Annotated in this window: 24 protein-coding genes; 18 read left to right on the plus strand and 6 right to left on the minus strand. The window is 34.9% G+C overall.

The window, feature by feature from the left end:
- Positions 1–64: 64 nt before the first annotated feature.
- Positions 65–1192: a metallophosphoesterase gene (locus tag ACU8YW_RS10225; RefSeq protein ID WP_426933728.1), complete on the plus strand. Its 1128-nt coding sequence runs from the start codon at positions 65–67 to the stop codon at positions 1190–1192.
- 31 nt (positions 1193–1223) lie between these two features.
- Here ACU8YW_RS10225 and ACU8YW_RS10230 read toward each other — a convergent pair whose 3' ends face one another.
- The gene (locus tag ACU8YW_RS10230; RefSeq protein WP_097908536.1) at positions 1224–1850 is read right to left on the minus strand and encodes a DUF1648 domain-containing protein; all 627 of its coding nucleotides are present in this window, start codon (positions 1848–1850) and stop codon (positions 1224–1226) included.
- Between the two features lie 136 nt (positions 1851–1986).
- On the opposite strand from ACU8YW_RS10230, the gene ACU8YW_RS10235 reads away from it, so the two are divergent.
- Genes ACU8YW_RS10235 through ACU8YW_RS10260 form a run of 6 tightly spaced genes read left to right on the plus strand, consistent with a single transcriptional unit; the run spans position 1987 to position 4794 of the window.
- Positions 1987–2553: a GNAT family N-acetyltransferase gene (locus ACU8YW_RS10235; RefSeq protein ID WP_097889438.1), complete on the plus strand. Its 567-nt coding sequence runs from the start codon at positions 1987–1989 to the stop codon at positions 2551–2553.
- A 6-nt stretch (positions 2554–2559) separates the two neighbouring features.
- A complete protein-coding gene (locus tag ACU8YW_RS10240) occupies positions 2560–3120 on the plus strand; it encodes a 2'-5' RNA ligase family protein (RefSeq protein ID WP_097908535.1) in 561 nt (186 codons plus the stop codon).
- Positions 3117–3602 (plus strand): GNAT family N-acetyltransferase, encoded by a 486-nt coding sequence (locus ACU8YW_RS10245; RefSeq protein ID WP_087982712.1) that lies wholly within the window; start codon positions 3117–3119, stop codon positions 3600–3602. Before ACU8YW_RS10240 ends, ACU8YW_RS10245 begins: the two co-directional genes overlap by 4 nt.
- 12 nt (positions 3603–3614) lie before the next feature.
- Entirely contained in the window at positions 3615–3986 is a 372-nt protein-coding gene (locus tag ACU8YW_RS10250) for a cupin (protein ID WP_262719809.1), read from the plus strand.
- Positions 3983–4411 carry a GNAT family N-acetyltransferase gene (locus ACU8YW_RS10255; protein ID WP_097907110.1) on the plus strand — a complete coding sequence of 143 codons (429 nt, stop codon included), beginning with the start codon at positions 3983–3985 and terminating at the stop codon, positions 4409–4411. Before ACU8YW_RS10250 ends, ACU8YW_RS10255 begins: the two co-directional genes overlap by 4 nt.
- A 32-nt stretch (positions 4412–4443) precedes the next feature.
- A complete protein-coding gene (locus tag ACU8YW_RS10260; RefSeq protein ID WP_088063138.1) occupies positions 4444–4794 on the plus strand; it encodes a hypothetical protein in 351 nt (116 codons plus the stop codon).
- Positions 4795–4820: 26 nt separating this feature from the next.
- On the opposite strand, the gene ACU8YW_RS10265 is transcribed toward ACU8YW_RS10260, so the two are convergent.
- Positions 4821–5606: a GNAT family N-acetyltransferase gene (locus ACU8YW_RS10265; RefSeq protein ID WP_426933726.1), complete on the minus strand. Its 786-nt coding sequence runs from the start codon at positions 5604–5606 to the stop codon at positions 4821–4823.
- 132 nt (positions 5607–5738) lie between these two features.
- Between ACU8YW_RS10265 and ytfJ the strand changes: the two genes are divergently transcribed.
- The 4 genes from ytfJ to ACU8YW_RS10285 all read left to right on the plus strand — a co-directional run bounded on the left by ytfJ (position 5739) and on the right by ACU8YW_RS10285 (position 7755).
- On the plus strand, positions 5739–6164 hold the full coding sequence (gene ytfJ, locus ACU8YW_RS10270) for a GerW family sporulation protein (RefSeq protein ID WP_000349987.1): 426 nt from the start codon (positions 5739–5741) through the stop codon (positions 6162–6164).
- 160 nt (positions 6165–6324) lie between these two features.
- A complete protein-coding gene (locus ACU8YW_RS10275) occupies positions 6325–7101 on the plus strand; it encodes an oxalate:formate antiporter (protein ID WP_000014094.1) in 777 nt (258 codons plus the stop codon).
- Between the two features lie 51 nt (positions 7102–7152).
- Complete coding sequence (locus ACU8YW_RS10280) at positions 7153–7473, plus strand: hypothetical protein (RefSeq protein ID WP_048540982.1); 321 nt, start codon at positions 7153–7155, stop codon at positions 7471–7473.
- A 69-nt stretch (positions 7474–7542) separates the two neighbouring features.
- Positions 7543–7755, plus strand: a complete 213-nt coding sequence (locus ACU8YW_RS10285; protein ID WP_000798747.1) for a hypothetical protein — start codon at positions 7543–7545, stop codon at positions 7753–7755.
- Between the two features lie 30 nt (positions 7756–7785).
- On the opposite strand, the gene ACU8YW_RS10290 is transcribed toward ACU8YW_RS10285, so the two are convergent.
- Positions 7786–8124: a hypothetical protein gene (locus tag ACU8YW_RS10290; protein ID WP_060488565.1), complete on the minus strand. Its 339-nt coding sequence runs from the start codon at positions 8122–8124 to the stop codon at positions 7786–7788.
- A 204-nt stretch (positions 8125–8328) separates the two neighbouring features.
- Here ACU8YW_RS10290 and ACU8YW_RS10295 point away from each other — a divergent pair, with 204 nt between their 5' ends.
- From ACU8YW_RS10295 to ACU8YW_RS10315, 5 genes are all read left to right on the plus strand, one after another.
- Positions 8329–9009, plus strand: coding sequence for a class I SAM-dependent methyltransferase (locus tag ACU8YW_RS10295; protein WP_060488566.1), 681 nt, complete (start codon positions 8329–8331; stop codon positions 9007–9009).
- 94 nt (positions 9010–9103) lie between these two features.
- Positions 9104–10792: a formate--tetrahydrofolate ligase gene (locus tag ACU8YW_RS10300; RefSeq protein WP_087983223.1), complete on the plus strand. Its 1689-nt coding sequence runs from the start codon at positions 9104–9106 to the stop codon at positions 10790–10792.
- A gap of 90 nt (positions 10793–10882) precedes the next feature.
- A complete protein-coding gene (locus tag ACU8YW_RS10305) occupies positions 10883–11410 on the plus strand; it encodes a hypothetical protein (RefSeq protein WP_141499182.1) in 528 nt (175 codons plus the stop codon).
- Between the two features lie 19 nt (positions 11411–11429).
- Positions 11430–12599 carry a DEAD/DEAH box helicase gene (locus tag ACU8YW_RS10310; RefSeq protein WP_000588608.1) on the plus strand — a complete coding sequence of 390 codons (1170 nt, stop codon included), beginning with the start codon at positions 11430–11432 and terminating at the stop codon, positions 12597–12599.
- 123 nt (positions 12600–12722) lie between these two features.
- On the plus strand, positions 12723–13106 hold the full coding sequence (locus ACU8YW_RS10315) for a VOC family protein (RefSeq protein ID WP_097907113.1): 384 nt from the start codon (positions 12723–12725) through the stop codon (positions 13104–13106).
- Between the two features lie 44 nt (positions 13107–13150).
- Here ACU8YW_RS10315 and ACU8YW_RS10320 read toward each other — a convergent pair whose 3' ends face one another.
- Both ACU8YW_RS10320 and ACU8YW_RS10325 read right to left on the minus strand, forming a co-directional pair.
- Positions 13151–13789: a zinc dependent phospholipase C family protein gene (locus tag ACU8YW_RS10320; protein WP_426933725.1), complete on the minus strand. Its 639-nt coding sequence runs from the start codon at positions 13787–13789 to the stop codon at positions 13151–13153.
- A gap of 29 nt (positions 13790–13818) precedes the next feature.
- On the minus strand, positions 13819–14805 hold the full coding sequence (locus ACU8YW_RS10325; RefSeq protein ID WP_426933724.1) for a quinone oxidoreductase family protein: 987 nt from the start codon (positions 14803–14805) through the stop codon (positions 13819–13821).
- A 207-nt stretch (positions 14806–15012) separates the two neighbouring features.
- On the opposite strand from ACU8YW_RS10325, the gene ACU8YW_RS10330 reads away from it, so the two are divergent.
- Together ACU8YW_RS10330 and ACU8YW_RS10335 are read left to right on the plus strand one after the other, a co-directional pair.
- On the plus strand, positions 15013–15591 hold the full coding sequence (locus ACU8YW_RS10330) for a sigma-70 family RNA polymerase sigma factor (RefSeq protein WP_199695234.1): 579 nt from the start codon (positions 15013–15015) through the stop codon (positions 15589–15591).
- On the plus strand, positions 15588–16268 hold the full coding sequence (locus tag ACU8YW_RS10335) for a DUF3600 domain-containing protein (RefSeq protein WP_262719813.1): 681 nt from the start codon (positions 15588–15590) through the stop codon (positions 16266–16268). Before ACU8YW_RS10330 ends, ACU8YW_RS10335 begins: the two co-directional genes overlap by 4 nt.
- A gap of 52 nt (positions 16269–16320) precedes the next feature.
- On the opposite strand, the gene ACU8YW_RS10340 is transcribed toward ACU8YW_RS10335, so the two are convergent.
- Complete coding sequence (locus ACU8YW_RS10340; RefSeq protein ID WP_075310899.1) at positions 16321–16566, minus strand: hypothetical protein; 246 nt, start codon at positions 16564–16566, stop codon at positions 16321–16323.
- Positions 16567–16641 lie beyond the last annotated feature (75 nt).

The following is a 16641-nucleotide window of genomic DNA, read 5'->3' on the forward strand; positions in this document are numbered from 1 at the left end:
TATAATTTAAGTTGTTGAATTGTTTTTTTGTAAATAATACAGAGAATGATTGGAGCGCTTACACTTGGAAAAAATAAAGAAACTATCAATCCCTAATGATGTTAGAGTAATCGTAATATCTGATATTCATGGAGAAGTACTTCTTTTAAAAGAAGTACTACAGAAAGTTAACTTTAAAGATGAAGATTATTTAATTATTAATGGTGATCTTTGTGAGAAAGGAAGAGACAGCATCGGCGTCGTAAACTACGTTATGAATCTTGTAAAGAATAATTCAAATGTTCACGTTGTTGAAGGGAATTGTGAAGTTTTAGTTGATGCGCTTTTAAATGAAAATCCTGGTCTTATCAATTATTTATGTACGAGAAAGCATTCGATTTTTAATGAATGGTTAGAGTGTGTGCATTTCTCTATTCATGAAGGTACGCCTATTCAAAAAGTAAGGGAAGTATTAATGAGCCATTTTTCAAAAGAAATAAAGTGGCTGACAGAATTGCCAACAGCGCTTGAAACAGAAGATTATATTTTTGTACATGCTGGCCTTGAAGATAGAGAAGATTGGAAAGAGACAGAACGAAAAAATGCGATAGCAATGCCGGAGTTTTTCAATAAATCACATAGAGCACATAAATATGTAGTTGTCGGTCATTGGCCTGTTGTAAACTATTCAGACAAAGCACCGTCTAATAATCCAGTTATTGATAAGGAGAAAAAGATTATTGCGATGGATGGGGGAAATACGATTAAAGAGGCAGGGCAATTAAACGCATTTATCATTCAAAGGAAACCAGCAGGTGATATGTTTTCTTATACATATGTAGACTATTTTCCAGAGTTTGAAGTGATAGCAGATTTTAATGCGAATTCAGAAATGCAGGGCGGGGTAACATATCCATATTATTACATAGAGCCGATGGAGAAGGTGCAAGAATACACAATATGCAAGCAAAAGGAAACGAATACATTACTTTATGTGAAAAATGAATATATTAGGCAGCTTGAGTCAGGTGATTACACAGTGAAAACCGATATTTCTTGTGCACAAATATGTGTAAGGAAAGGGGACATTGTTTCTCTCATTGATGGAAGCTGTTCAGGATATGATTTAGTGAAAAGAGATGGAATAGAAGGCTGGATAGAGAAAGGGATTTTAGTTGAGATAGAAAAAATGAAAAAGAAAACGTTTAGCTGAAATAGGAGGTATAGAACCTCCTATTTTTTTATTACCTTTTTAAATGAGTAGATTGCTTGCTGTCTTTCATAAGTAAGTAAATCGTACTCGGTAAAATGGCAAGCGTCATTCCTAAAATAATTGCGATTATAGCATAACCTCTATACGGAACAGGAACGATAAATGGAAGCCCGGCTAGGAAAATACCTGCTATTATCATTGAAATACTACAAATATTTGAAGCTCTTTTTTCAAGATGTTTATCATTCCATTCCAATGAAACCGTTGATTTACTCGTATCGATTTTGGAACTGAAATAGCCTATTAATATAAATAAAAGCCCTAATGCTAAAAATATGAAATGATCAAGAGGAAGAGTGAAGCCAAGAGCGATGAGAGCAATGACAATATCGACAAAAAATAAAAATAGTAAAATTGTGTTGCCAATCCAAAGGAGAAATTTCTGGTTACTCGCTGCTTTAGATAAAGCTAAAAATAAAAAGAATAAGAAGGTACATATAATTATATTTACGATAACAAAAGTGCTTTTATCCATTGTTGATGTAGGCGTTCCATTGAAGTCCCATTTCGTAACAATACGTAATGGTAAGAAGAAATAGAGAATAATATTTGTTGTAATAATAGTGAGAAATAAAGCAATACTAAATCGATTATTCATTGAATCACCAGCTCTCCACATGAATAATTGGTATCTTATAACAAAATTATACAATATAATAAACGATATTTGTTTTGATTTTTCTGAAAAAACATTATAATTATATATGAAATAAAGAGGAGTGTAGGAGGAAATTATGCAAAACGTAAGAGTAAAAGGGGATAAAGTTACAATTCGTGCAATTGAAGAATCAGATATAAAAACATTATGGGATCTCGTATTTAAAGAAGAAAATCCAGAATGGAAAAAATGGGATGCACCGTATTTTCCGTTTTCAATGCAAGAATACTCGTCTTATAAAGAGAAGATGAAAACTCGTTTAAAAGAGGAACCTCTATCCAATTTAATTATAGAAAATAACGGTCAAATTATAGGGACAATCGGGTTTTATTGGGAATATAAACCGACGCGTTGGTTAGAGATAGGGCTTGTTATTTATAATCCAAATTACTGGAATGGTGGTTATGGTACAGAGGCGTTAACGTTATATCGAGATTTACTATTTGAAAAGATGGAGATTGGCAGAGTAGGAATCACGACTTGGTCTGGCAATGAACGAATGATGAAAGTAGCGGAGAAAATAGGAATGAGCTTAGAAGGTAGGATGCGAAAATGTCGTTATTATAACGGGACGTACTATGATTCTATTCGAATGGGAATGATTCGTGAAGAATGGGAAGCGTTATATGTAACGAAGGGGTGAGAAAGTATGTACGCTATTATTGCTACATTTGATTGTGTGTTTACTAATAAAATTATAGAATTACAAAATGAAATAACAAATATCATTGGCACAAATCAATTAGCCGGAGTAGAACCTCATATTACATTAGCTGATTACAATGAGGTAGATGTTAACTTATATACTAAGAAATTAGAGGAGTTTGTAGCTGTTCAAGAAAATATGGCTGCAATAAATTTTCCTTCTGTTGGAGTTTTTCCTACTAATGGAACGATCTTTTTAGCACCGACCATTACAGATGAATTGTTAAAACTTCATCATTCTTATCATGATAATTTTAAAACTTTTCATGATAATTTAAATTCATATTATGTACCAGGAAAATGGGTTCCGCATTGCACGATTGCAAATAAGTTACATGCAAATCAGTTTTTAAGTGTAATGGAATATATATATGAAAAATTTGATTATGCAACAGCTTCAATTGAGAAATTAAAATTAATTAAAGTGAATTATGAAAATGGTTCTGCCATTTCTTCTAGTATATTAGCAGAATATAAGTTAAAGAGAATGGAGACAACGAGATGACATATGTAATTAGAGAAATGAAGCAAGAAGATATTCACGCTGTACAATCCGTAGCGAAAATAGCTTGGCATGATACATACGAAAGCATTATTCCGAGAGAGATTCAAGACAGATTTTTAGACGAGGCCTATTCTGATGAAAAAATGAAATATCGTCTTGAAAATACACATTTATTCGTTGCGGAAGAAGAGGGAGAAGTAATTGGCTTTGCGAATTTTTCACCTGTTAGATTGCAAAACGAAGCAGAATTAGGAGCGATTTATTTGTTACCAGATCAGCAAGGGAAAGGGGTAGGAAGTGCTTTATTACAAAAAGGGTTAACGGAATTAAAAGGAATTCGGAAACTATACATTCATGTAGAAGCAGCGAATGAAAAAGGAAAACGTTTTTATGAAGCGAAAGGTTTTGCACAATTAGAGGAATTTGAAGAAGATTTTGAAGGACATATGATGCAGACAGTAAGGATGGTTTTATACGTATAGGGAGGATTAGTAATGAAAATTTTTGATTTTAGTGAAAAAGTGGGAAAGAAAATCTCAGCATTTCAATCTAATTTCATAATGTCAAAAATATTAAACCATAAAGGAAATGTACATATTGGTGCTATGCATTTACGAGAGAATGGAATAATTGGATATCATGAAGCAGTTGTATCACAGCTGCTTCTTATTGTGGATGGAGAAGGATATGTATGCGGAGCAGATAAAGAAAATGTGAAGGTGGAAGCGGGACAGGCTGTGTTTTGGGAGAAGGGCGAATTTCATGAAACGATTACGGAAAAGGGATTGCTGGCAATTGTGATTGAGCCGGAGGAACTTGAACAAGCGATAGTAATGCCTATTAATGAGTGGAGTTGTGAAAAATGATAGAAAAGGCGAATCGAGAAGAAACGAATGAAATCTTACAGTATGCAGCTCAATCACTTTTTGAAGGGACAAGAGGGAATTGTCGATTAAGTATAGAGAAAGCGATTGAAATTACAAAGCCAATAGTGGAAAAGGGAGCATATTATTTAGTTATTAAAGAAGAAAAGAAAGTAATGGGATGGGTATTAATAGGGGAAAATACAGACTATTTCTCTCATGAAAAACTTGGATTTATATATGAGTTATACGTTTTTCCAGAATATCGCGGGAAAGGACTGTCGAAAGAACTGATGGAAGCTGGTATTAAGGAATTGAAGGAGACGTATTCAGAAATTCGCTTAAATGTATTTGCCGGGAATTTTGCGAAAGAGATGTACGAAGAGTTTGGTTTTGTTGAAAGACAGGTAATTATGACTTTGAAGTGAGAACAATAGGCTTGAACGGGAGAGGGGAAAGAATGAGAAAAGAAAATGAGTATGTTTCGTATTTACAAAGAGTGTGTCCTGAATTACAAATAAGATCAGCTTATATAAATGAAATTGGCCAAAATAATGATGTATTAATTGTAAATGATAATGTAGTATTCCGGTTTCCGAAATATGAAAAAGGTATTCAGAAACTTCGAATAGAATTAGCTAGTTATGGAGAGGAGTTTTTACAACTATTTTCAGCTCATTATCCTAATTTAGAAGCAGTAAAGGAACGAATGTATTTTTATAAAAGTACATTTGCGCTTCAAGAAGCATTGTTTGGTGTACTAAATAATGATAAAAAAGCCTTTGAAGCTGGATTAGCACAATATGTATAAAAAGCCGATTTCAAATCGGCTTTTTATTATCGGTACATCGTCCACATCCCTATATCTTTAAACCCTAATCGTTTATAAATTCGTCCAGCAGCCGGATTATTATAAAACAAGCAAAGTGTTCGGCCTTCTTTCGTAAAGTCTTGAATCATTTTTTGCAATATGAGTGAAGCAAATCCATTTCCGCGGTAGTTCGGATGCGTACATACGCCAACTACCATAGCGGATAATGAATTTTCAGCAGATGTAGAGGCGGATGCAATAATAGCGCCGTCTTTTTCAATATAGTATGTACGTCCTGTGTTTGTTTCGAGAGCTTGTCTTAATATTTTCTCTGATTCATTAGCAGTCGGAAATTCAACGATGTTACTTCGTAATTGCATTATTCGCTTTACATCATCTAGTGTGGCAAGTTTAATTGTTTCTTGGACAGGTGTAATAGGTAAGTTGTTGTCATTTAGACATTCACAAAAATACATTTTATTTTTGACACCTAGTTGTATGCTCGGAGCGGTTTCAAATCTTTCTACAATAGTTGATTTGCCAGAGAGTTTAAGCGGCTTATAGGCGGAAATAAGTGCCTCATAATCAATGGTAATAAATTCTTCTTTACTATAGGGTATAAATGCATCATGGAAGCGGAGTAAAATCGATTTTAATGTTCCATTCTCTTTAAATACGCCCCATAATTCTTGAAAGTCTGTTTCATAACCGAAAGCTTCTAAATCCCCAATAATAAACAAGTTAAGGGCTGCTTCTTCTTTTAGGTAATCGAATACTTGTTCATGATCTTTCTTTGTTAACTTTCGCATCATAACGAATCGACCTCTTTTTTTACTTTTCTAAATATTACAACTTAAGTTTTTTGAAATCAATATAAAATTTTATGTTTAGTTCACCAACTTTCGGAAAAACTAGGAAAGATATGACAAAGGAGGTTATGAACGGTGGATCATCCAATTCAAGGGTTAATGAAAGCGGCAATGGAAAATTTAAAAGAAATGGTCGATGTAAATACGATTGTTGGAGAGCCTGTTCAAACGGCTGACGGTGGTGTGGTGTTAACGGTTTCTAAAGTGGCGTTCGGTTTTGGAGCAGGAGGTTCTGATTTCCAAACGAATGATGGCCAAAGAGCGAACGGTAACCCTGCATTTGGTGGCGGTAGCGCGGGTGGTGTTTCTATTACACCAGTAGCATTTCTTGTAGTGAATAAAGATGGAGTAAATATTCTGCATCTACAAAATGCGACACATTTAGCAGAAAAAATGATTGAATTAGCTCCACAAACAATTGATAAAATTCAATCGATGTTCCAAAAAGATGAAAAGAAAGAGGGAAATCATCATCCTCAAAACCCAGATGAAATCCTTTAAAAACACCTGCTCACGAGCAGGTGTTTTTTCTTGTAATCACTATGTAATAAAACACATGAAATTGTAAATAGTTTTTGAATTTTTTTCTATGTTTCTAAAATTTTTCATGTTAAAATATGCTATAGAATTGAAACATATAAAACGAAGGTGGCTAGGTGCTTTGTCTGGAGGATCTGACCAAGTAAAAAATATGATATATATTAATGGTAATCGTCGGGGTCATTGTTTTATTACATCAGGAATTACGTTTAAAGAGTTTGCAAGTAACATCCCTTCACCGCTTCATCAAGTGTTGCTTTTGAAGCATAACTTTGAATGGACAGATTTTCATTATCATACTTTATTTGAATATGTTGAGGAAGAAAATATACATAAGCTAATTCAAGCAGAGATTGATGAATTTGATGAATTTTGTTGGGTAGATTTTGATGATGCAAGCGATTTAGATGAATTAGAGCCAAAAGAAATTGCAGAGCTTTTATATTTGGCTCACAAAAAAGAACCACTTGCAAGAACATTCTTTCCGCTATTGAAAAATAGATTTGTTTATTTTTCACATGATGACGGATGGTACAACAAAGTGTATTATCGTAGAATTGCTGACTTTGTAGGGATGTTAAGTAAAGTCATTCCTTATAAACTCGGTGCTTTTGGTAAGAAACGTTTTTCTTTGTTCCAAAAATCAAAAATTTTCCCAGCAATTTCGAAAGAAGTGATCATGGGGCTTCTTCCATTAATGGAGGACGGTCTTTATATTGATCTAGCAGGGAAAATTGAGTCAAGAAGAGGTCTTGAAATTCCGGTATATGTAGTTGGTTCGTATGAAAGTACGGATGAGGTGCTAGATAATATCGATGAATTGAAAGAAGAAGCAACAGAGACAGGCTGGCTTATTTTTGATAAGAAAGAACAAGAATGGCAATGGGTTGTGGACTAAGAAAACTTGGCGCATGAAGTCAAGTTTTCTTGTCATTTGAAAGGAGTACAAATGAAGAAATATTATACAATTGTGGGTATTGTAAGTATTATTCTCGTAGCGATTTTACTTATTACTTGTCCGAAAGAATCGGATTTTAAAGTATATGTAGAGGATAAGTATGCATTGAAATGTGATGAGAGTAGTTTTGAATGCACACAAAATGTAGATGGTAAAAAAGAAAAATTACAATTTGAAAGTACAGATGCACGAAATGGTGTATTCTTTATGACTGCAAAGCAAACATTTAAAACAGAAGCTGGTGTTACGAAAGAATATAGCGGAGTAGGAATGTTTGGTACATTTCTTTTTGTTTCAGAGAAGACTTTCTAGTAATAGAAGGTCTTTTTCTTATGCTTATGTTCATATAGATGAAGTAAGACAAGCATAGGAGGGATAGTAATGAAGAATACATGTATCGTTTGCGGTGGTGAGGAGTTTTTTTCCTCAACTTTGTATGCACGTACGAAACAAGATTGGGCATATGCGCCAAACATGTACCGTTTTGAAAAGGTGTTTATTGAACATAGGGATGAAGAAAATTATCCAGTGTTTCAAGAAATTACAGCGAAACATTGCTGTGGATGCGGTCATATTATGTTGTATCACGAATGAACACACCAAGTATAACTTGGTGTGTTTTTTTTAAAACGCTGACAAAGAAAGCGGATAGAGTAAAGTAAATAAAACAGAAAAACTACCAAAACCAATTGCTGTATATCCAAGTGTTCTTGCTCCGAAATTGACAGCTAATAAGCCGACTAAAATCGCAAGAGAGCCGAGTGTAACTGGATAAAATGCAATTGAGAAAAGCGAAAGAAATAAAGCGACATAGCCTACCATTGCACCGGTGTTTGTACCTTCTATTTCATTTGCAATTTCTTTACGCTTATGTCTAATTGGTATGCCAGCTGGTGATATTTCAGCTGCATACTCTTCGTGTTTTTCACCACTTTTAAAATGATGATTTCTCTTTCTTCGCATGTACATCCCTCTCTTTCAATTGGGTGTACCTATAGTATCTTACACAAAGAGAAGAACATGAGTATGAGTTAAACCCAAGTAAAGCAAAAATTGGAGAATAAAGATTCCATTATTAGCTTGTACATCTCCTAATGAAGATAAACAGGAATTTTGGAAAATGATGTAGAATGAAATGAGTGATAAAACGTGAAGGCAGGGGAATGTATGACGAAATTTAATTGGCATGAATCAGCAGAGAAAAAATGGGATAGTAGTGCAGAATTTTGGAATCAAAATAGTCAAGAGATGTGGGACAGCGGGAGTAGGAGTACAATTATTCCATTTTTTGAACAGTATGTGAAGAAAGAAGCTCAGGTGCTCGATGTTGGTTGTGGGGATGGATATGGTACATATAAATTAAGTCGCGCGGGCTATAAAGCAGTTGGAGTAGATTTATCAGAAGTGATGATTCAAAAAGGGAAGGAGCGTGGAGAAGGACCGAATTTATCTTTTATAAAAGGGGATCTTTCTTCCTTACCATTTGAAAATGAGCAATTTGAATCAATTATGGCAATAAATTCTTTAGAATGGACCGAGGAGCCATTACGAGCATTAAATGAGATAAAGCGCGTTTTAAAAAGAGATGGGTATGCATGTATTGCAATTTTAGGACCGACAGCAAAGCCTCGAGAGAACAGTTATCCTCGTTTATATGGCAAAGACGTTGTTTGTAATACGATGATGCCTTGGGAGTTTGAACAGTTAGCGAAAGAACAAGGTTTTGAAGTTGTAGATGGCATCGGTGTATATAAGCGCGGAGTAAATGAGAAGATGCTAGGTCAACTACCTATCGAGTTACAACAATCGTTAACATTCTTATGGGTATTTATGTTAAAAAACGCATAAAGAAATGAAAGAATTTTTAGGAGGTAAATAAGTGCAGAAAATACAAAAAACTGATACAATATCATCAGAACCAATTAAAGGGGGACTAGGGTATATGACAACTACTACAACAGTTAAATCCGATATTGAAATCGCGCAAGAAGCGAGTATGAGGAAGATTCAAGAAATTGCAGCTGAATTAAATATTTTAGAAGATGAATTAGAGCCATACGGGCATTATAAAGGTAAGTTATCTCTTGATATTTTTAAGCGCTTACAGGATGAGAAAGACGGTAAAGTTGTTTTAGTAACAGCGATTAACCCAACTCCAGCTGGAGAAGGTAAATCAACAGTAACAGTTGGTTTAGGTCAAGCTTTTAATAAAATTGGTAAGAAAACAGTAATTGCACTTCGCGAACCATCTCTTGGACCAACGATGGGACTAAAAGGCGGGGCAGCAGGTGGCGGTTTTTCACAGGTTGTACCTATGGAAGACATTAACCTTCACTTTACTGGAGATATTCATGCGATCACAACTGCTAATAACGCGTTAGCGGCGTTTATTGATAATCATATCCAACAAGGGAACACACTTGGAATTGATACGCGTAAAATCGTTTGGAAACGCTGTGTTGACTTAAATGATCGTGCCCTACGTAACGTAGTAATTGGTCTTGGGGGACCAGTTCAAGGTGTACCACGTGAAGACGGTTTTGATATTACAGTAGCATCTGAAATTATGGCCGTATTCTGCCTTGCAACAGATATTCAAGATTTAAAAGCTCGTCTATCTCGCATCGTAGTTGCTTATAACTTTGCAAATCAACCTGTAACGGTTAAAGATTTAGGTGTAGAAGGTGCGTTAACATTATTATTAAAAGACGCATTAAAACCAAACTTAGTGCAAACGTTAGAAAATACACCAGCTATCATTCACGGTGGACCATTTGCGAATATCGCTCACGGTTGTAACAGTGTTATCGCTACAACAATGGCCGCAAAATTAGGTGATTATGTTATTACAGAAGCTGGATTTGGTGCTGATTTAGGTGCAGAGAAGTTTTTAGATATTAAAGCTCGTGCAGCTGGCATTAAACCAGAAGCAGTTGTTATTGTTGCGACTATTCGTGCGCTTAAAATGCATGGCGGCGTAGCAAAAGATCAATTAAAAGAAGAAAATGTAGATGCATTAGCAAAAGGTATGGAAAACTTACAGAAGCATGTTGAAACAATTCAAAGCTTCGGTGTGCCTTTCGTAATTGCAATTAATAAATTTATTACAGATACAGATGCAGAAGTTGCATACTTACAAGATTGGTGCAATGAGCGTGGCTATGCAGTATCCTTAACGGAAGTTTGGGAGAAGGGTGGCCAAGGCGGAGTTGACCTTGCTGAAAAAGTATTAAAAGAAATTGAAAAAGGTGAGAACAACTACGCACCACTTTATGAATTAGAATTACCATTAGAAGAAAAAATCCGTACAATTGCTCAAAAAGTGTATGGTGCAAAAGATATTGAATTTGCTCCGAAAGCACGTAAGCAATTAGCTCAATATGAAGGAGAAGGATGGAGTAACCTACCAATTTGTATGGCTAAAACACAATACTCTCTTTCTGACGATGCAACAAAATTAGGTCGTCCGTCTGACTTTATCGTTACAATTCGTGAGCTAAAACCATCAATTGGTGCAGGGTTTATCGTTGCGTTAACAGGAACAATGTTAACAATGCCAGGCCTTCCAAAACAGCCAGCAGCACTACAAATGGATGTAAATGAAGATGGAAAAGCAGTAGGTTTATTCTAAAAGGTTGTAATTCATCTCGTTTATCTGTAAACTATATATACATCAAGTGGCGCCTTTCCATCGAAAGGCGCCTGTTTTTTGGAGGAAATTATGTTTGATCCAACTGCTTTTGATAATTTAAAAGTAATCGTAGAAGGTGCTGTTTATGATTTTGATTTACATGGAGATATTCTTGTAACAGATCGAAAAGATATGATGGACCTTGCCTCATTAAGTCGTATATACCATATTTCATTTCAATTAACAGAACCGTTCGAACCGGTAGTAAAAGCAACATTTTCACTATCTGTAGATGCAAAGAACTTGTCTGGTGAAATATTGGAAGTACCACAATTTACACCAGGTTGTGAAATGAAGTTAGCATTTTCATTCCCGATAGAAAAGCCAGAGGTAGTGTGTGAAGAAATTGAAAATTTCATGCATTCTATATGGGGAAAAGAAAGAATGATTACGCAGAAAATTTCATACGAATATAATAAGCAAGCGATTTCATATCATAATAAGGTAGAGGTTATATTTCAAAAAGCGATTACAGAAGACCATGTTGATGATTTAATAGCTGTTATTTCACACATGATAGAAACGGTGCGAACAATACAACATTTTCTTCAAAAATAGAGATAAAGGAGAAAAACAAATGATAAAAGATATGCAACCATTTTTACAACAAGCTTGGGAGAAGGCTGGTTTTAAAGAATTAACTGAAATTCAAAAACAAGCGATTCCAACTATTTTAGAAGGACAAGACGTTATTGCTGAATCTCCAACTGGAACAGGAAAAACATTAGCGTACTTATTACCCCTTTTACATAAAATTAATCCTGAAGTAAAACAACCACAAGTTGTTGTTTTAGCGCCAACACGTGAGCTTGTAATGCAAATTCACGAAGAGGTTCAAAAGTTTACAGCAGGGACTGAAATTTCAGGGGCATCTTTAATTGGTGGTGCAGATATTAAGCGCCAAGTTGAAAAATTAAAGAAACACCCGAGAGTAATTGTCGGTTCACCAGGACGTATTTTAGAATTAATTCGAATGAAAAAGCTAAAGATGCATGAAGTAAAAACGATTGTATTTGATGAGTTTGATCAAATTGTAAAACAAAAGATGATGGGCGCAGTACAAGATGTAATTAAATCTACAATGCGAGATCGTCAATTAGTATTCTTCTCGGCGACAATTACAAAAGCGGCAGAAGATGCTGCACGTGATTTAGCAGTTGAACCACAATTAGTACGTATAACACGTGCAGAGTCAAAAAGCTTAGTTGAGCATACGTATATCATTTGTGAGCGACGCGAAAAAAATGATTACGTAAGAAGAATTATGCATATGGGCGATGTAAAAGCAGTTGCTTTCTTAAATGACCCATTCCGTTTAGATGAAATTACTCAGAAATTGCAATTCCGTAAAATGAAAGCAGCGGCTCTTCATGCAGAGGCAAGTAAGCAAGAGCGTGAAGCAACGATGCGTGCTTTCCGCGGCGGGAAATTAGAAATTCTACTTGCTACTGATATTGCAGCACGCGGTATTGATATCGATGATTTAACACATGTAATCCACTTGGAGTTACCAGACACAGTAGACCAATATATTCACCGCTCAGGACGTACAGGACGTATGGGTAAAGAAGGAACAGTCGTTTCTCTTGTAACACAACAAGAAGAGCGTAAATTACTTCAATTTGCAAAAAAACTAGGCATCGTATTTACGAAGCAAGAAATGTTCAACGGATCATTTGTAGAAACGAAACCGAAAGCACCAAAGAAAAAGAAACCAGCATTTACTGGGAAGAAAAAGCCTAGATAAATAAAGAGAAAGACGTAACTATTTGTAGTTACGTCTTTTTTGTTTGTAATTGAATGAAAGAGGAATAATAATAGTACCTGTAGAAACCTACATAGAATATAAAAACCATTAGGGGGAAATGAAATGATCCATAAAGTTGGACAAATTATGCTGTATGTAAATAATCAAGATGAGGCAGTACATTTTTGGACGGAAAAGGTAGGGTTTCATGTAGTTGCAGAGGAAGATAATAAGCAAGGAATGAGATGGATTGAGATTGCTCCGACTAGCGGTGCAGAAACGAGCATTATATTACATAATAAAGAAGTGATTTCTAAGATGAGCCCAGAATTAAATCTTGGTACACCATCTTTAATGTTCTTCTCAGAAAATCTTGATCAATTATATACAGATTTAAAAAATAAAAATGTTACTGTTGGTGAAATGGTAACAATGCCTTCTGGTAAAGTATTTAACTTTGCTGATAGTGAAGAGAATTATTTTGCGGTTATGGAAAAGAACAAATAATAATATTGCTATGTGAAAATCCCCCTCAAATATATTGAGGGGGATTACATGTTTGAAGGGGATTTTTCATTAGAGAGTTGATTAATAAAAAATGCCCCTTTTTCAATAGCTGTTTCAATATAACCAACGATTTGATCGAACGTAAATACTTGTAAGTTTTCATGTAAATGTTGCTCTGGATACAACATATCTTCAAAAAGATACTTTCGAAAAGCTAAAACGTTTTCTTTAGAAACCTCTTCAATATCTATAATGTGAGCCTCTTGATTGAGAAGAGAGAAGAGCCGTTGTTCTTTATCGTAATGATAAAGTAATTTTGCGTTCAATAATTTAAAGTCGTTGTAGTACATAGGCGCGATAGTTTCGTCATTTTCGATTCTGTTTTTAAGCCAAGGTAGAAAAAAGCCGCTTAGCCAATTATCATCGGCAATGAGGTGGGTGCAATAGCCTAGGAGAAATGGGGACTCCATATAATCTTTATATTTATGAATAAATGATCCATAATCAATTCGTCTCGTATGGTCTTTTGTTGAGCCGGCGTAAAAATGTGAGGTGACTTTTTCTATCTTTGAATGCACAGCATCGGGGGCTACGCCTCCAAGTATAAAAGAAGTTTTATCTTGAATAGATAATTTCTCGGCAATCCTGTTAGCGATAATAACATGCATAATTCGTGATCCCATGAATGACACCTCGGTTTCAAGTATTCATTTCAGGAAGGGGACTGAACAGTTAGTATTACTTTCCCTGTACTTTTTCTACTTTCGACCCATTCATGTGCTTTCCCTGCATCTTGAAGTGGAAAAGATTTCGTAGCCTTAATTTGCAAACTTCCGTCACGTAAATAACGGAAAACTTCATTTGCAGTTTCTTGGAGTAGTTCAGGGCGTTTTTTTCGTGTAGTACCAAAGCTAAAACCGAGTATAGAGCGGCAACTTGCGTGTAAATCTTTCGTTTGAAAGTTACCAATTTCACCGCTTGCATTTCCGAAATGAACGAGGCGACCGTAATAAGCAAGACATTTTAAACTTCTTTCCGAAACCGTTCCAGAAATAGAATCTAAAATTACATCGACCCCTTCACCGTTGGTCAGCTCATTGACTTTCTCTACAAAATCCTCATCCTGATGACAAATAACATAATCAGCTCCAGCATCTAAAGCTATTTTTCTTTTTACTTCACTCCCAACAGTACCAATAACAGTTCCAGCCCCTAATAGTTTAGCGATTTGAATTGCTGTCGTACCAATCCCACCAGCCGCTGCATGAATGAGTACAGACTCATCTTGTTGAAGCCTTGCAACATTTGCGAGTAAATTATAGCCTGTAAAAGATACAATCGGACAAGCAGCTGCAGTTTGAAAATCGACTTTATCAGGTAAAACGAAAGTAAGGTTTTCGTTTGCGACAACGTATTCTGCGTAAGATCCATTTTGAGGAAAAGCAATGACACGTTGTCCAGGATAAATATTTTTCACATGAGAACCGACACGTTCTACAATACCAGCGGCATCTATCCCTGGTATAAAAGGTAGTGCTTTATTTCCTTTTTTACCATAACGGGATTTAATATCGGCGAAATTTACACTAGTAGCAACAACGCGAATCAAAACTTGATCTTCTGAAATAGCCGGCATATCCACATCTGTATATTTCATTACTTCAGGACCACCGAACGACGTTACAATGATAGCTTTCATTATATATCCTCCTAAATTTGACTATATAAATCATTTTAAATGTTCATTAGAAATTGGAAAATTATATAATAGTTATGTGTGATTATAAGTGAAGCTTATGAACATATTGAATCATTATATTAATCTATATAAAAAAACTTTTGAAAAAATCGAACGAAATGTCAATTACTTGCCAATATATAGTGTAAGACAAAGGAGGGATGGTATATGAAGGTTGAAACAGTGTATACAGATTTGATCCAATTAACTTTATCAGGCAATAAAGAAGCATATAGCAAGTTGTATGATAAAACGATTCAAGAAGTATATAAAACAGCACATTTTTTAGTTGAAGATAAAACGGATGTAGATGATGTCGTTCAAGAAATATACATACAGTTATATGAATCGCTTCGTAAGTATGATAGCAAGAAACCATTTCGCCCTTGGCTAATTGGACTTGCGATTAAACAAATTCACTCTTATAGAAGAAAGAGGTGGATGCGATTACGAATTATAAAAAAAGCAGAAGAGCAAAGAAAACCGGAACAAATTGATTTTTCTAACGATGTTGTAAGTAAAATATCAAACAAAAAACTAATCGAACTCATTCATAAATTACCGTATAAATTGAAACAAGTTATTATCTTAAGATACTTACACGATTATTCACAAGAAGAAGTAGCACAAATATTACATATTCCAATTGGTACTGTGAAATCTAGAATTCACGCAGCATTAAAAAAACTACGTCAAATAGAGCAAGTAGAAGAAATCTTTTTAGGAGAGGTAGGGAATGTGAAATGAGTTTAGATTGCAGAATTAGAGAATCTATACAAGAGGAAGCGAATGGGATTGTTGCCCCGCCGGAGTTAAAAGAAAAGGTAATCGTTCAAATAAAAATGAATCACGGCGGGAGTAAGATGAGGAGGCGCCTTATTGCAGGAGTGCTTGCAGCAGCATTTTTAATCCCAACGACTGGTTTTGCTTACCAATCTATTATGGCGGATGGTATATACGGGTCGTTTGAGAACTTAAAAAAACATGCCGGAGCGATGACATTAGAAGCGTATATGCGTTTTAATGCAAAGTTATCAGAAGCGAAAGACGAAATGGGTGCGAAGGAATATGAAGAGTTTACAAAAGAACTAAAGAAATTAACAAATGCAAAGCTTGCGTACGGGGATTCGAACGGTAATATTAATTATGATCAATTATCACCAGGAAAAAGAGAAGAAATGAAAAATTTAAGTATGAGCCTTCAACCATACTTTGATAGATTAAATGGTCATAAATCTAGTAAAGAAGTATTAACACAAGAAGAGTTTGACCGTTATGTGGAAGCTTTAATGACATATGAAATCGTACAAGTAAAGACAAAATCAACTGGTGGGATGAAAGTAGAAGAAGTACCTGAGGCGTATAAAGAAAGATTTATTAATGCGGAGCAGTTTATGGAGTATGTAGATGAAAAGGTGAGATAAGTAAAAAGCTCAAAGCCTAAGCTGAGAGCTTTTTTATTGAAACGTAAAATTATTAACCACCTATTCCTTTTGCTAGCGATAAGAAATATACAAATACTAGTATTACTGCATTTAATGCTGTACCAACTATTCCGAATAACCAATTCTTTGATGCGATTGCAAAAATAATACCGAGTAATGAAAGTATAGCTAGAATCACAATAATTAAAGTTAAATTTGCATTAGGTCCTCTTAAAATAAAGAAAGAACATATACTTGCAAGAAACGTTAGAAACGAGAAAGCACCTAATTTATACATAATAAGTCTCCTCTGGATAAAATGCATTGTGATCTAAATACAACCAATTTAATTTTAACATAATTCCCCTTTTTG

Source organism: Bacillus pretiosus, assembly GCF_052947655.1.

Excerpts from the sequence above, each read along its gene's own strand:
- ACU8YW_RS10280 (WP_048540982.1), top strand. The coding sequence starts at position 7,153 with ATGAAGAAATATTATACAATTGTGGGTATTGTAAGTATTATTCTCGTA.
- ACU8YW_RS10240 (WP_097908535.1), top strand. The coding sequence starts at position 2,560 with ATGTACGCTATTATTGCTACATTTGATTGTGTGTTTACTAATAAAATT.
- ACU8YW_RS10335 (WP_262719813.1), top strand. The coding sequence starts at position 15,588 with ATGAGTTTAGATTGCAGAATTAGAGAATCTATACAAGAGGAAGCGAAT.
- ACU8YW_RS10285 (WP_000798747.1), top strand. The coding sequence starts at position 7,543 with ATGAAGAATACATGTATCGTTTGCGGTGGTGAGGAGTTTTTTTCCTCA.
- ACU8YW_RS10320 (WP_426933725.1), bottom strand. The coding sequence starts at position 13,789 with ATGGGATCACGAATTATGCATGTTATTATCGCTAACAGGATTGCCGAG.
- ACU8YW_RS10315 (WP_097907113.1), top strand. The coding sequence starts at position 12,723 with ATGATCCATAAAGTTGGACAAATTATGCTGTATGTAAATAATCAAGAT.
- ACU8YW_RS10300 (WP_087983223.1), top strand. The coding sequence starts at position 9,104 with ATGACAACTACTACAACAGTTAAATCCGATATTGAAATCGCGCAAGAA.
- ACU8YW_RS10265 (WP_426933726.1), bottom strand. The coding sequence starts at position 5,606 with ATGATGCGAAAGTTAACAAAGAAAGATCATGAACAAGTATTCGATTAC.
- ACU8YW_RS10310 (WP_000588608.1), top strand. The coding sequence starts at position 11,430 with ATGATAAAAGATATGCAACCATTTTTACAACAAGCTTGGGAGAAGGCT.
- ACU8YW_RS10260 (WP_088063138.1), top strand. The coding sequence starts at position 4,444 with ATGAGAAAAGAAAATGAGTATGTTTCGTATTTACAAAGAGTGTGTCCT.
- ACU8YW_RS10305 (WP_141499182.1), top strand. The coding sequence starts at position 10,883 with ATGTTTGATCCAACTGCTTTTGATAATTTAAAAGTAATCGTAGAAGGT.
- ACU8YW_RS10250 (WP_262719809.1), top strand. The coding sequence starts at position 3,615 with ATGAAAATTTTTGATTTTAGTGAAAAAGTGGGAAAGAAAATCTCAGCA.
- ACU8YW_RS10230 (WP_097908536.1), bottom strand. The coding sequence starts at position 1,850 with ATGAATAATCGATTTAGTATTGCTTTATTTCTCACTATTATTACAACA.
- ACU8YW_RS10255 (WP_097907110.1), top strand. The coding sequence starts at position 3,983 with ATGATAGAAAAGGCGAATCGAGAAGAAACGAATGAAATCTTACAGTAT.
- ACU8YW_RS10290 (WP_060488565.1), bottom strand. The coding sequence starts at position 8,124 with ATGCGAAGAAAGAGAAATCATCATTTTAAAAGTGGTGAAAAACACGAA.
- ACU8YW_RS10235 (WP_097889438.1), top strand. The coding sequence starts at position 1,987 with ATGCAAAACGTAAGAGTAAAAGGGGATAAAGTTACAATTCGTGCAATT.
- ACU8YW_RS10340 (WP_075310899.1), bottom strand. The coding sequence starts at position 16,566 with ATGTATAAATTAGGTGCTTTCTCGTTTCTAACGTTTCTTGCAAGTATA.
- ACU8YW_RS10245 (WP_087982712.1), top strand. The coding sequence starts at position 3,117 with ATGACATATGTAATTAGAGAAATGAAGCAAGAAGATATTCACGCTGTA.
- ACU8YW_RS10330 (WP_199695234.1), top strand. The coding sequence starts at position 15,013 with ATGAAGGTTGAAACAGTGTATACAGATTTGATCCAATTAACTTTATCA.
- ACU8YW_RS10325 (WP_426933724.1), bottom strand. The coding sequence starts at position 14,805 with ATGAAAGCTATCATTGTAACGTCGTTCGGTGGTCCTGAAGTAATGAAA.
- ACU8YW_RS10295 (WP_060488566.1), top strand. The coding sequence starts at position 8,329 with ATGACGAAATTTAATTGGCATGAATCAGCAGAGAAAAAATGGGATAGT.